At 37.6% G+C, this 14,124-nt stretch carries 9 protein-coding genes; all 9 read right to left on the bottom strand.

Annotated features, from left to right (window positions below; all coding sequences use genetic code 11):
- Window positions 1–19 precede the first annotated feature (19 nt).
- The 9 genes from gldL to LC115_03325 all read right to left on the bottom strand — a co-directional run bounded on the left by gldL (window position 20) and on the right by LC115_03325 (window position 13,971).
- Window positions 20–841 (bottom strand): gliding motility protein GldL, encoded by an 822-nt coding sequence (gene gldL / locus LC115_03365; GenBank protein MCZ2355724.1) that lies wholly within the window; start codon window positions 839–841, stop codon window positions 20–22.
- Between the two features lie 61 nt (window positions 842–902).
- Window positions 903–1,976 carry an SUMF1/EgtB/PvdO family nonheme iron enzyme gene (locus LC115_03360; protein ID MCZ2355723.1) on the bottom strand — a complete coding sequence of 358 codons (1,074 nt, stop codon included), beginning with the start codon at window positions 1,974–1,976 and terminating at the stop codon, window positions 903–905.
- Window positions 1,977–2,086: 110 nt separating this feature from the next.
- Entirely contained in the window at window positions 2,087–3,097 is a 1,011-nt protein-coding gene (locus LC115_03355; protein MCZ2355722.1) for a type IX secretion system membrane protein PorP/SprF, read from the bottom strand.
- Window positions 3,098–3,162: 65 nt separating this feature from the next.
- Window positions 3,163–3,909, bottom strand: a complete 747-nt coding sequence (locus LC115_03350; protein MCZ2355721.1) for a uroporphyrinogen-III synthase — start codon at window positions 3,907–3,909, stop codon at window positions 3,163–3,165.
- 3 nt (window positions 3,910–3,912) lie between these two features.
- Window positions 3,913–4,815 carry a hydroxymethylbilane synthase gene (hemC, locus tag LC115_03345; GenBank protein MCZ2355720.1) on the bottom strand — a complete coding sequence of 301 codons (903 nt, stop codon included), beginning with the start codon at window positions 4,813–4,815 and terminating at the stop codon, window positions 3,913–3,915.
- Window positions 4,812–6,374 (bottom strand): hypothetical protein, encoded by a 1,563-nt coding sequence (locus LC115_03340; GenBank protein ID MCZ2355719.1) that lies wholly within the window; start codon window positions 6,372–6,374, stop codon window positions 4,812–4,814. Before LC115_03340 ends, hemC begins: the two co-directional genes overlap by 4 nt.
- 209 nt (window positions 6,375–6,583) lie before the next feature.
- Window positions 6,584–9,010, bottom strand: a complete 2,427-nt coding sequence (locus LC115_03335; protein ID MCZ2355718.1) for a hypothetical protein — start codon at window positions 9,008–9,010, stop codon at window positions 6,584–6,586.
- A gap of 61 nt (window positions 9,011–9,071) precedes the next feature.
- The gene (locus LC115_03330) at window positions 9,072–12,341 is read right to left on the bottom strand and encodes a SpoIIE family protein phosphatase (protein MCZ2355717.1); all 3,270 of its coding nucleotides are present in this window, start codon (window positions 12,339–12,341) and stop codon (window positions 9,072–9,074) included.
- Window positions 12,342–12,483: 142 nt separating this feature from the next.
- A complete protein-coding gene (locus LC115_03325; protein MCZ2355716.1) occupies window positions 12,484–13,971 on the bottom strand; it encodes a hypothetical protein in 1,488 nt (495 codons plus the stop codon).
- Window positions 13,972–14,124: the final 153 nt, after the last annotated feature.

The following is a 14,124-nucleotide window of genomic DNA, read 5'->3' as shown; positions in this document are numbered from 1 at the left end:
AAAAACTATAGTTAAAATATTACTTAGTTGCAGTTCCCATAGCTGCCAACATATTTCCATAAACATTGTTTAGGGATGACATATTTTTAGCCAAACGTACAACTTCGCCTTTTAATGCTTCTGCGTCTTTAGAAGTATCTACCATATTATTCATAACTCCTTGTACATTAGCATAAAACTTGTTAATAGTCTTTAAATGATTTTGGGTATCTTTCAATTCTACTTCGTAAATAGCGTTTAAAGAAGCTAAACTACCAGTTATTTTCACTACTTGTTCTTGATAGCCTTTAACTTCATTGATAGAAGTAGAAAATTGCTTCATAGCCTCTATTGTAGAAGAGTATCCGCTACTTAGTTGGTCTATTTTTACAGATGCATTTTTCATTTTAGAGCTAAATTCATTGGTTATTGTAGTAGTATCGGCTATATCGGCTAAGTTACTTACATTAGATTTTAATCCTTTAAGAGAATCTGAGAGGGACTCAAAAAAATCGCTTGAAAAGTGTTTATTAATGGAAGATGATATTGAGTTGGATAAGTTCACATTAGGTGTTTCTACTTCTTCTTCTATTTCTCTTGCTGGCGCATCTTCATTAAGTTGTGGAAAAACTTTATTCCATTCCCAATGTGCCTCTTCGTGAGGTAGTGGCTCAAAAGCGGAGAAGAAAAAGATAACAGCCTCTGTACCAAGTCCAACTATCAACATCTCGTTTGCACCAGGTAAGTGTAAGATTTTAAATAAAGCCCCTATGATAACGACCGCAGCCCCCCAACCATAGAGATATTTCATTCCATTTTTCCAGCCCTTAGATTCAAAAATACTTTGTGATTTCTGTGCCATTTTAATTTTGTTTTATGTGTGTATTGAATAAAATAGATTAAATTATTTATCTTGTCATTTTTTAGAGATTTGCTGCACCAGATCTGCCGAGCATAGTTACTACACTACGGAAGCCAATGAAAGATTTTGTGGTATCTGCATATTCGTATGTACGAGTGCCGCAAGATAGATAGTATGCTATATCTTTCCAAGATCCACCGCGAATAACTCTTCTACGATTTAATTTTTTAGGATCTCTATACACAGGGTTTAGGTCGTGTGCATAAACATATCCTGTTTCTTCAAAGTCATCTTCACACCATTCTGCTACGTTACCCGGCATATTATATAGACCGTAATCATTTGGCCAATATGATTTAATAGGGCATGTATATTCAAAGTTATCAGCTATATAGTCGCCACGTCCAGGCTTAAAGTTAGCTAAGAAACATCCTTTGGAATTACGGATATAAGGTCCTTCCCATGGATAAATCTTATGTTCAAAGCCTCCACGTGAAGCGTATTCCCATTCAGCTTCGGTAGGTAGTCTGAAACGCGGTAGTGGTGGCATTTCTTTTTGTGCTCTATAGTTATTGTAAAGCATTGTTCTCCAATAACAGAATGCTTGAGCACCATACCAATTAACTCCTACTACTGGATATTGGTCAAATGCAGGATGCCAAAAATAGTTTTCTACCAAAGGCTCATTATAAGCAAACGAAAAGTCGCGAGTCCAAACAAGGGTGTCTGGATAAATTAACTGTGTATAATCCTGTGGAGTTACTTTATAGCTATAATATAAGTCTAAAAAGTTCAAAACAGAATCTTGGAAAGCACCGTCTGGATTATCTCCTGTATTTGCTTCAATAAACTGCCGATATTCGTTATTAGAAATTTCAGTATCATCCATATAGAACGCACTGATTGTAATCTGTTTATTATGGGCGACTTGTGAATAATTCACATCTTGGTCATTTTGTCCCATATGAAAACTACCCGGAGGTATTACCACCATACCAAATGGTGTCGGTTGGTCCCATTTTGGGCGTTTTACAACGCCAGTCAGTTCGCCGTTCTTTCCAGTTTTACCTGAAAACAAGCCGCAACTCGATAGGAAAGATGCTGATAAAACAGCCAGTATAGCCAATTTTCTCATAAATAGAGTTTTCTAAGTTATGGTTGAATCCTTTTTATTTGTTTACAAAAATATGCTTAAACGTTGAATTATCCAAAAAGTTTTGAAAAAAACTTGAATTAAACAAAAATTTAGTTGAATGGTTTATTATCACGCACACCGCGGTCTGCTGGATATATTTTAAATACTGTTGGGAATGTATATGAAACAATTAATTCATGGGATCCGCTTGTTGAGGAACGAAGACCATTCATTACGTAATCATAAGAGTAGGCTACAAATAATCTTTCATTAGCTTGAAAGCCTACAATACCCAAAATAGCGTCTGTATTTTTGAGCCCCCTATAAGATACCCCGAAGACCATCGGGCTAACATTTAGATTTAGGTTAAAGTCTAATTGACTCTGAGGGGAAGTCATCTTAAATAATACGCTGGGTGTCAAGTTGATATCACCGTTTGAATTAAGACGAAAACGATAACCTGCATTTAGATACGTAGCTAAGGACAGGTTTGTTTCTTTCCCAAATTCGGTCATTTTGGGATTATTTATATGGTTAGCGGAAATACCCAGATAGAATTTATCTTCTGCTGTATGGAAATAAATACCGGCTCCTACACTTGGGGCAAACTGGCTTTTTACGCTTCCGGCAGCATTTAATAGTAATTGGTCTCCCTGCTCCGCTGGGTTTAGCTTAGAAAAATCTAAGGACTTATTAGAAAAAGTTCCTTGTATCCCTAATTGTAATGCTGATCCATTGTGGCCAACAGGCAGGTGAAATGCGTAGGCTAAATTTAAGCTTGTTGTATTCCAAAAGCCGACTTGGTCTCCCATTATATAGCCTCCAACTCCACCGCGTAATTTTTTTACGGGTAAACTTCCGGCTAAGTTAAACGTTCGAGGGTGGCCTTGTATTCCAACATATTGCTCGCGACCTTGCAAAGTTAGATTAGGTGCTCCTGCAGCCCCCGCATACGCAGGATTAAAAAATTGGCGGTTAAACATATACATACTAACCTGCGGGTCTTGTTGGGCAAAAACGGTTCCTGTTATTAAAACGGAGCCCACTAAAAGTAAGCGACAAATATCCTTCATTCCAAATTTGGATAAGCTGACTGTGAAATCGTGCGCTAAATTAGGCATTATTATTAAAAAACAAGTGCCTGCCGCCTATTTTTTTAATAATTAGATAAAGTTTTTTTATTTAATTATTTGTTGTTCTTTAAATATAGCTCAATAGCACCCGTTAAGGAAGGCATATTTGGTAGGGGAGCTTCAATATCAACCCGTAAACCATTTTCTATAGCTGCTTTTGCTGTTGTTGGGCCAAAAACGGCTACCCTTGTATCTGCTTGAACAAATTCCGGAAAGTTTTTGAATAAAGAATCTATGCCGGAGGGAGAAAAAAAACAGAGTAAATCATACTTAACTCCTTTTAAGTCTGCTAAATCGCATGGGATTGTGTGGTAGATAATAGCTTCTTTAATATCAAAGCTATTTTGGTGCATATAGTCCGTTAGATCTGTCCGGTGTATGTCTGAACATGGGTACAGAAATTTCTCTGTCTTATGTTTTTTAATTATTTCGATAAGGTCTCCGGTTGTCTTTTCACCAACATAGAGTTTTCTTTTTCGCACTACAATATATTTTTGCAAGTAAAGTGCAGTAGTTTCGCCCACGCAAAAATATTTTGTGTCGGGGGGCATTTCAGTTTTAAGTTCACGGACTATCCTGAAAAAATGGTCCACTGCATTTTTACTGGTTAGAATAATAGCCGTAAATTTAACCGGGTCTAAGCCTTGTTTACGATATTCATTAACAGTTACTCCCTCTATTTGGATAAAGTTTCTAAAGTCAATTTTTAGACTATATTTTTTGGCAAGAGCATAGTAGGGAGAGTTTTCGTCTGTGGGTTTGGGTTGTGATACAAGAACTGATTTTACTTTTCCGGCCATTCTTTAATGTTTAGTTGTTAGTGGATATTCCGTAAGGATTTTTTGGGCAAGTGTTTTTCCCAGTTTTGTAGGTTCTGAGGTTACGCCCTCTAAGGAGTGTTGTACCAAAGTTACACCGTCTGTGGATGATATTCCGCCCCATATAATTAAGTTATCTACCATAATGGTAGCGTAGGCAAATACCGGTAATTGGCAGCCGCCCTCAACTTCCTGTAAAAAGGCGCGCTCTGCTGCTAATCTGATAGCACTTTCTGAATGTGAAATTTTTGATATTATCTGGTGAGCAGCTTTATTTTCTGTGCAAGTGGTGATGGCTATTGTACCTTGCCCAGCAGCAGGCACAAAGGTATGTAGAGAAAGTTGTTGGCAAATTAATTCTTGGTAACCACTGCGCATTACGCCGGCTTTGGCTAATAATATCAAGTCGTATTCTCCGTTTCGGAGTTTTTGAATGCGTGTATCTATATTACCTCGAATTAGTCGAGTTTCATGAAAAGGGTAATAATGTTTCATAAAGGCTTGGCGGCGCACAGATCCCGTTCCGACCACCAAACGGCGGTTCATATTTTCTAAATGAGCATCTTCGGTACAAGTTAGCACAACGTCATGAGCATCTGCTCGCTTAAGTGCAGCCGAAACCTGAATCCCTTCTTGTAAACGCCCCGGCATATCTTTAGCACTATGAACAGCAATATCTATCTTACCTGATACCAATGCCTCATCTAACGCTTTGGTGAAAACTCCGGTTTCTCCAATAGTTGTTAAGGCTATATTCTGAACAGCATCCCCTAAGGTCTGGATAAAGCATAGCTCACTATCAATTCCTATTTGTTGCAGTTGATTTGCTACTTCTTTTGCTTGCCATTGTGCAAGCGAACTGCTACGTGTGCCAATAACCAACTTCATCTAATTGAAAACAACAATAACCAAGGTAGAATTTCAAAGCCGCAAAGATATAGCATTCTCGCTAAATATCCTAATTGAAAATAATTGCCTAATATACTGTTTATCAAATACAAACGACGAAAAATATGGAATATTAGAAGTCCTAACCATACTAAAACCAGTAAGTTCTGAACCTTTTCTGCAACGATATAGCTCGCTAATGCTACCAATAACATTAATTCCCAAGTAAAAAACCCTGCAGCTAAATCCAACCCCGTTCCCATCTGACTTAAATAACGTTTGCGATAAATATGCGCCATGAAAAAAATTGTACTAAACTTAGTACCATAATATATAGCGTAGCCAAATAATAAAACGAACCACAATATCGCTGTCGAGTAATGCCACATCAGCAGCCCAAATCGCATACTCAGTTGCTCTTGAATCAAGCCTAAGCCAATAGCAACCAACGGAATTTTTGCTAAACCGAAAAATACAATCCCATTATTTCGTAATTTTTGGGTGTCTAACAACTGGCTATACAATTCTTTAGGAGTTAGCCAAAAGCTGTGCAACGTGCTGAATAATTTAGCAGAATATATCCGAAGCACCGTTAATATAAGCAGCACTATTAGTAGCTGTATAACGTATTTACTTCGTTGAAATAGAGATATTTGGCTATCATAAGTTGGCGCAATAACTTCCTGTTTCTGGTGTATTTGGTCAAAAAACTTTCCCCAATAAATTGTTTTTTGCTCTTTGGAATTTAACCATGAGCGAGAACTATCTTGATACTGAAAGTAATAGGCTACTTTTGCCGTCTTGGGTATGCTTAAAATCACATAAATTTCAGATTCAGTGATTATTGGCCAAAGAAACTCATCTAAGGGTTCAGTAAAAAACACTGACCTATAACCAGCCTGCCTTAAATGAAGCAATTGATTTCTGAACCAAAGGCTATCTGGATGAAAACCATAGGAGGAATTTAGGGTTGAAAAAATGATGATGCTATCCTGAACAGCGCGAACCGGCAAATAGGAATCAGCGTGTAGTGAAGGTATTGTATCACAGCTACGCCTTAATAAATAGAGTGGATGATATAACCCAAACCAAGAATGGGTAGCTGTTGAAGCCAAATAGGATTCTCTTTGCAGCATTATCTTTAACGTAGAGGCGTTTTTTAGGAGCCTCCTCGGTATTGATAACCATAAATTTTTTCGGCTATGTAGTGAATAATACAGCAGTTTATCATCCAGATAGATTGAAAAAGACGGCCCTAAACCCTGTGTGTAAAAAAAGATAGTGTCCGGAATATTAGCAGGTAACGAAATTATATAGCTGAGTTCCAACCTGCTATGCTGATCCGAGATAAACGGAACCGGATACGCTAAACCCTCTGCTGTATTCCAATAGCCATTTAATGACAACAGTAATTCATACCCTTGTATAGAAACAGATTGCTTAAACTCAGTAGAATATGGATATGGAAATATTTTTGCCGTAATACAGTTAGCAGCGAACCATAAATACCCAACAATTAAACAGCATCTTTTCCAGCTAAACACCGTGCAAAAATACATCTTAACGTTTTATACAAACACCGCCATTGCCTCAACTTCATACAGAATACGAAGCAATTTGCCTTGTTTTAAAGATTCTTAGGCTTTTAAGTGTTGATAATAGAACTTTGGGTACGGAATCAGGGCTTTATAGTATTCTTGAATCACAAAGTTACCTCCTTATTGCCAATTTTTTTAGCATACTTTCCGAAGTATATCTTAACTTTTGGTCATTGTTTTAGGAAGCCGTATTCGTAAACTTTGGGCTCTATTTTATCGGCAAGTTGCCTAAGTTTTTCCCTTAGGTCGCCGATTAATTTCATATATGTTTCGTCTGAACTCTTATTATTCATTTTACCTGCTTCGTTTCTGCCTTGAAAATGCTCTCTTATGTCGTATAGTGAAGCGTTAACATTACAGTTTGGTTGTCTGTGGTAATATTGCCAAAGCTCGCGACCGGCATCAAAAACTACTGTTGCCTCCGGCGAAAATTCTAAAGAAGCTTTGTTATATGGAACTTCCGGTTCAAACAGAATAGACAATGCATAACCTGATTTTTTGGGTGGCTGCGGCTTACCTTTAATAAAATCTGTCATAAAACTACTCTCAAATTTTTCTCTTGCATTTACTTCTTTTTCTGTAAAAGGAATCCAGTGATTGATGCCGAATTTTGATTGAATATTATTACTAAACAAAGTATAGGCTAAACAATTATTTTTAAACGCACTGTCTGTTTTCCAGCCATCATTTGGAAATAAAAATTGGTCTCGGTCGTTAAGCCATGTCATTTCTACTGATTTTCTTACCGAAAAATAAATGCATGCTTCCACTAAATTTTTATCTGTTATCCAACTACCCCTTGGCATCACTACATCCTTAATAGTGTTTTTAATAAATATTTGGTCATTTGTCTGAAATACATTTCCTGTGTAAGACATATAACCTATTTGCTTTTCACCTAATCTTTTTCTAGTCTGAATCAGCCATTCATTAATTGATTTGTCATTATCATAATTCGGGATGTTTTTTATATCTAAATATTCCCCTTTTTCGTTATAAACATCAAAATTAACTCCTTGAAATTGCTCCTTAATATGAGTATCCCATATAAAAAAACCAATTGGGAAAATCCCCTTTACATTATCAAATGTTTTAGCAGGGCATAAAAACCCCTTTTCCCATTTTGCAAAGAAAAAATTTCTAAAAGTTCTAAAGTGTTCTCCAGATAGTATTTTTAATTTTGAAAAGTGTGCGACTTTGCAATAAGAAATTTCAAAATATATCCTAGTGAGGAATTGAACGAATAACTCTCTATTTGCTGCATTACCAAGTTTGTCACCGTATTTTGTATTAACCATCGAATTATTCAATCCCTTTTTACTTTTTTCTCCAAAAGTCGCAGTTTCAGCGTAAGGCGGATTAATATATACTACTAATTTTTTTCTTTTCTCAGGATTGTTGATGACGTATTGCAATGGTTTGGGTAATTTGTTGAAATCATCATTCAGAAAATCAAACTGGAAAACGTGGTCGTCAAGCAAGTTTGCACCGTTTTTAATACGGTCGTGCATTACTTCAACGTCTTGACTGTCTAAAGTCGAAGCCCAAACATTATACTTGTTTGTAAGACCAGCAAGCAAATTGCCTGTGCCAGCGGCACAGTCCCAAACATAATATTCGTCCTGCCAGTCTTCGCCTAAAACATCTGTCAAATATTTTTGTGAAAGTTCTACCCAAATTTGCGGAGTGAAAAAACTCCCTTTTCGTTCTCTTACGTCCTGCGGAACAAGTAAATCTCTTCGTTCTACAATATAATCCCAATATTCTTCTTTGGGTGGTCGGTCGTATTTGTTCCAGAATTGAGTATGGGAAAGTTGTTTGTCTTTGAAGTCAGTCCTTTTACTGCTAAACATTCCTGCTTCATCGAATTTTCTGTCAAGTTCGTAATGGTCGTGTCTTAACAGAACAAAAAGTTTTTCTTTTAAAGTATTGTTTTCTTGTGAAAGAAGGTCGGCAAGATAAAAGTCACCGTCAATAATTCCCGTTTTCTTTGCAATGTCCCAGTTTACGGCAATATTCGGTTTTACAGCTTGAAGCCATTTGTTGTAAATGACCATAAAATTGTTCTTGTCAATTTTGGTTTTGGTCAATCCGAATTTGCCGACAATAAAATTCTTCTTAATGAATTTCTTTAGTTCTCGGTCGTCAGTCAAAAAGTTAAATAGTAATGCTTTGCTGTCAATTACTGTTTTTACTTTTTCGTGAATAAGTTTGAACTCTTTTGTGGTGTGATTTGAAGGAGTTACATTCCAATTGAAGTCGTTAATGTAAAAAACTTCGTGAATGTCGTTGTAAGGAATAAAAGCGATTTTTTCTCCGTCAAATGCTCCTAACATTGCTGGTGGCAAAAACTTGTCAAAAGTTCTTGCTTTTCCAATTGTCAATATTAGCTGAACGATAGAATTGTAAATGTCCGAAGAACCTTTTTTTGCTTCTGCCCAAAGTAGAGATTCTTGTTCAAAAAGTTCCTTTTGGCTTTGGTGCATACAAACACAAAAGTCCACGTTGCCAATTATTTTGGTGCAGTCGTAAAGCCAAAAGTAGTCTTGGGCTACCTTGTTTTTTAGTTCTTCTTCTCTGATATTTTGATATTCCATCCGTATTTCAGCTTTATTTGTTTAGATACTGAGCGATATAACCAAAGGATAATAACTAATTTTAGGTCATTTTGACTCCGATTATGAGGATGTCATCTATTTGAGAGTAGCCTTCCATCCATTTTTGGAAGATATTTTGGATATTTTTTTCTTGTTCTGCGAGGGGATATTGTTGTTGTGAAGTGAGTATTTCGAGGAGGCGTTTGGTCATAAATTTTCGGCCAAATTCGCCGCCAAACTGGTCTGCGAAGCCGTCTGAAGTGATGTAAATACTTGTGTTGGGTTTAATCGTTTTTGTTTTGGTGATAAATGGCTGTTTAAGTGGGCGGTTACCTCCAATGGGTTGTTTTTCCGGTTTTATCTCAATTAAGTTGGCCTCTTCAAAGAGCCATAAAGGGCGGTTGGCTCCGGCATAGGATAAGAATCGGGTTGGTTTTTCATAGATGAAGAGAGCTATATCCATACCGTCCATAGTAGTTTGGGAATCGTTATTTTGTTGCTGGCGTAGGGCAGTTACTACTTCGTCATTAAGTTTAGTCAGTATTTCTCCTGGGTCGGTTAGGCCTCGCTCTATAATTAGCTTGTTTAGCATTGTGTATCCAATAAGGGACATAAATGCGCCGGGAACTCCGTGTCCGGTACAGTCTGCAGCAGCTAAAACAATCTTGTTTCCGTTATCTAAGGCTGTGAACCAGTAAAAGTCTCCACTGACAATATCTCTGGGTTTAAAGAAGATAAAGTAATCGTCAAGGAATTGGGCTAATACATTTTTTCGGGGTAAGATAGCCTCTTGAATCCGCAGTGCGTAGCGGATAGAGTCCATCATATCTTTGTTATGCTTCTCTATTTCTTCGTTCGCGCTGATTAAGGTTTCATTTTGGATTTTAATTTTGACATTTGCCTTTTCTAATTCAGTTTTTTGTTTGTTAATTTCTGTGTATGAGTTTGTTAGGGCTTTATTTTTACGTTCGATTTCTTCTTTTTGCTGCAAGACTTCTTGGGTTCTCTCCGCTACTTTTCGCTCTAATGCTATTTTTTCTACCTGAATTTTGTGGGTTCTCCATTGGATAAATCCAACAATAGTTAGTATCCCGCAAGTTGTATAGAGCAAATAAGCCCACCAGCGTCTATACCAAGGCGGAAGGATAACAAACTCAAAAACAGATTCTCGGCTAAGCTGCTCGAAAGTATCCCGTGCCCGCACATGAAAACGAAAAGAACCTTCCGGAAGGTTGGTATAGTCCTTTTTGGTTTCGTAAGTCCAGTTAGAAAACGCTGAATCAAACCCTTCCAAAAAATACTGATATTGGTTATGTGGACTATTGGTAAAAGCAGGTACGGAATATTCAAACCGGATTGCATTGTAACGATAAGGCAAAAAGTCTGTATGTGTCCAGTTATTTTTAGCTCCAAAATAAATCGTAGAATCTACACCAGAAAGCGTAACACTTCTGATAATAGCCCGATAAACAGGATTATAAAGATTTTTATTTTGAATACGATAGCAAATTATCCCGTCTGCACCGGAAAACCAAACGACATTATCTTGGCTAACTGCTATATCCAGAATATTGAACGTAGGAAGGCGTTTTAGGTCTAATTCTTCAAATTCTATGGCTTTTTGAGATTTTCGTACCACACCGATCCCCTCATGGCCATCTATCCAGACATCGCCTTTAAAATCTTCGTATAAATTAAAGATAGGGTTTTTCTTCTTTTGCCCTAAGAGAAATTTATTTCCAAAGCGGTTATCTGGAATTAGCTTTCCGGTATCAGAGATCGTGAATAGCCCTTGCTGAGTAGCGATTACGCCGGTATTTTCAGCAGAAAAAAGATAATATTCGCCATCCGGCAGGCCATTTTGGGTAGTAATTCTCGAAACAGGCTTATTTTGAGCAATCGGGATAATTATAATTCCTTGATAATCAGTTCCAATCAATAATTCTCCATATTTGGTTTCAACCATATTGCGAACCTTTTCGGTTATATTTGGTAGGGTAGCGTCTGCTACCCAGTGATTTTGGCGGCGCGTCAATCTCAGCACACCGGATTCTAAGCCCACCCAAATATCTCCTGAAAAATATTTAGAGGGCAGCACACATTGCGCCCTGCAATCATAAATTAGCGTAGCTTTTTTTGAATTAACTTCAAAAACACCTTCTAAGGTTGCAGCATATATCTTACCATCCTGCTCTTTAATATCCCAACATTCGCTTTGAATGCCTTTTACCGGTTCTAAAAATGTTTGCTGAGTTGATTTATCAAATCTAAAAAGGCCGGTGCTGGTGCCCACATACACCATTTCTTGGCGGGGAAAAACGATTAGCGGGATTCCCACAAGCCCGTTTATCTCTGAAATTCTGCTAAATGGAGAGGGATATTCTACCCGAGACAAACCGTTATTCCACGCAATCCATAGTGCCTGACTTTGGTCTTTGTATAAAAACAGTGCCATATCGTCTAAAAGTCCGGTGGACTTTCCCAACTGCTTTATGATTTTTCCTTGCTGGTTGATGATAATCACGCCGGATCTAAGGGTTGCAAAAGCAAATAAATCTTCGGTTAATTTCACACCGTGATAAAGTAGGTTTTCTACTATTGATGAATTTAAGGTTGGATCAAAAGGAATCAACTCACGGCCAGTATAACGATATAGCCCCTTTTCGCGTGTCCCGATTAGAAGTTCTGTTGTGTTGAGTGGGAGGATGGTATAAATTCGTTCATCTGCAAAACGCTCACCAAGCGGCACTAAGTTTAGTTGGTTGTTTTTGAACTCTAATAAACCTCTTCCGCGCTCACGAATTAAGAGGCGACCATTGACCCAAAAAGAAAAATGAAAAGATTCTTGGGCTTGAAATACCGTACAAGAATCTCCCAAAAAGTGAAATAGATATTTATCGGTACTAAAAAAAACACCTTGATTGGTGGCATAGGTTTGCCAAACATCGGCAAAATCGCGGTTCTTTTCAGGTATTTTAGGTAGCCACGAAACAAAGGATTGTTTTCCGGTTTTATCAGATGCTAAATATCCCAATTCGCCGGCGGCACCCACATATACTTTTCCGGCGGAATCCACACCCAAAGAACGAATTGGTGCATTTAGTTTTACTAAAATTTGCCGCCATTGACTCCCGTCATATTCAAGGACATAAGAATGATTGGCTACATAGATGATACCTCTTGCATCTTGGGTAATTGCCCAATTTTGAGAAGAAGCATTATATTGCTTTGCGGTAAAATTTACACTAAACGGCTCCCCCGGTAATTGAACCTGCGCAAAAGAGCCGTAAAAAAATAACCACCAAATAAAAACGATGTAAAACCTATGCACAGCCCAAATATAACTTAGTTTTTTTCAGGGATTAAAAAAGTTTAGAAATAATTTAACCACTCCTCTTGGGAGGGCGTAATACTTTACCAAAATAGGAAATAGCTCAGAATAGAGCTTCTGTAAGATAAAATCAATTTTATCGTTAAAACTTCAACTTTATCAGTTTGTATTCATTGGCAGTTGGGTTTCCTACTCCCATCAGAATTACTACTTTACTATCTATCAGGCCGGAGCGAGCTGGGAAAAAGTAATATAATGATTCTTGGTTTGAGATAAGTTCTTTGGTTGTGGTTTCTCCGTCAGTTAGGCTTACAGAAGTAGCTACTAATTTACCTTGCGCGCCTTTTTCGGTTACATAGATACAATGTAGTTTTTCGCCAACCACTACCGGGGTGTAAGAAAAAAGGAAATCATTGTTAAAATCTCGCTGTCTTTTTTCAAAAGTCGTAGCCCATTGGATTTTTCCTTCATTGAGGTCAATGGAGACAATTCCCACATCATAACGGACAAACTGGATTCCGCCGTCTTTATTTTGGGTATAAGCCTCTTCTAAGAGCCAAAGTAATTGGCCGTTTTTTTCGATTACTTTTGTTTGGGTGAAGTTTGCACCATCTTTGTATTTATCAACCCAAGATTTAGGTATTTCGAGAGAATTTTCTTGTTTTAGGCGCATTCCTTCCATGATATTGAATTTTTTATAGAAAAATTCATTCCATTTAATGGCTGTATTGTAAGCTTTTTGGCCGTTTAGGATTCCGTTTCCGGAGGTTTTGGCACTTACGCCGATAGCGACCATTTCGTTTTGGGTAGTTAAAAAAAGCTCTATAGCCGGAATAGACGCTCCGTTTAAGACGATTGGAAACTCGGCGTAGTTTTTTTGCTTATAGTCATATTTAACGATGATAGGTAACTTGGCGGTATCGGCAACAGTATTCGTATATTTTTCATAAGTCATTAAGAAATAAGCATTTCCTCTTTTATCAACGAGGGCTTGGCGAACCACATAACGTTCAGTAGTTTTAGGCAACTGTAATTCTTGCGACCATACATAACGCCCGTCTCCTCCCCAAACAGAGGCAAAATGCCTTCTTTTTTTAGGATCTTCATCGGGATTCATTCCTAACCAGAGAAATCTGGTGCTATCAGGCGAAATAGCATACTCATCTACGTAGCCTTTAGACTTTGTATCAAAAGTTTCATAATTAGATATATTTTGAAGCGGCCCGATTTCTGACCCCGCCAAAGAAAAGAATTGCCCTACAACTTTATAGCTTTTGGTTTTGGGGTCTTCTTGGGTTCCAAATACCAAAAAGGAACGGTCTAAGCGGCGAATGTCCTTAAAATTCATCGTGGGTTGCCCCTCTTTGGTAATCGGTTTAGCCCAAAGCTCTTCATACTTTTTGGGGCTAACTGCCTGAATATAACGATTAACCGTTCTTCTGCCGTTTGTAGCCTGAAAATGCTCCACATAAACTGCGTTTCCGCGCCCGTCAGCACAGATTCGGGAGGGATACCCAACCTTATTTATGTTGTAAGCATCTGCCGAAAAAGTAGTCTGGTCTATAAGCTCCTGCGAAACAGCTATATTAACCCAGATAAACCCTAAAATGAATATTTTGATGTATTTCATAACCCAAGTAACCACAAAGTAAATGCCAATACAAATATCTTGGTAAAAACTTTACTGCCTAAGTATTTTTTGGGGCCTAAATAAATAATTCTAAAATCTTAACTGTTCATTTAAACCTAAGAACAATATTTGCATAGTTTCGCACAATAATTG

The organism is Bacteroidia bacterium (assembly GCA_026932145.1).
Classification (GTDB): Bacteria; Bacteroidota; Bacteroidia; order J057; family JAIXKT01; genus JAIXKT01.
The sequence above is the reverse complement of the archived record's forward strand: the minus strand, read 5'-3'. Positions and strand labels throughout refer to the sequence as shown.